General features: G+C 82.6%; 1 protein-coding gene. It reads left to right on the top strand.

The window, feature by feature from the left end; all coding sequences use genetic code 11:
- On the top strand, positions 1 to 563 hold a 563-nt coding region (locus tag ABD879_RS32815), incomplete at both ends, for a M20/M25/M40 family metallo-hydrolase (protein ID WP_345025689.1).

The following is a 563-nucleotide window of genomic DNA, read 5'->3' as shown; positions in this document are numbered from 1 at the left end:
GCCGCGCGCCGGCGCGCCCCGCCCGGCCGCCGCGGCGCTGCCGGCCGCCGCCGCGCACGTCCGCGAACGCTACGCCGGCAGACTGGCCGAGCTGGTCGCGGTCGACAGCGGCAGCGCCGACGTGGCGGGCGTCAACCGGGTCGCCGGGCTGGTCGCCGGGTACGCCCGCGACGCGGGGATGCGGCTGGAGCCGTTCCGGCTGGACGACGGCCGGCGCGCCCTCGCCGCCCGCCGCCGCGGCGCCGGACACCGCAAGATCCTGCTGACCGGCCACATGGACACCGTCTTCCCCGCCGGCACGGCGGCGGCGCGGCTGCCGCGCGTCCACGGCGACCGCGCCGTGCGCCCCGGCGTGTGCGCCGGCAAGGGCGGCCTGCTGGCGGGCCTGGCCGCCGTCGAGGCGCTGGTGCTGCTGGGCGCCGAGCGCTACGGCGAGGTGGCGCTGGTGTGCGCGCCGGACGAGGAGGCCGGCTCCCCGCTGAGCCGGATGCTGCTGCGGCGCGAGGCCCACGGCGCGGCGGCGGCGCTCGGCCTGCGGGGCGCCCGCCCGGACGGCGCCGTGG

It is taken from the genome of Actinomadura keratinilytica, assembly GCF_039539665.1.
Lineage (GTDB): Bacteria > Actinomycetota > Actinomycetes > Streptosporangiales > Streptosporangiaceae > Spirillospora > Spirillospora keratinilytica.
This window is presented reverse-complemented; position numbering and strand designations above follow the sequence as displayed.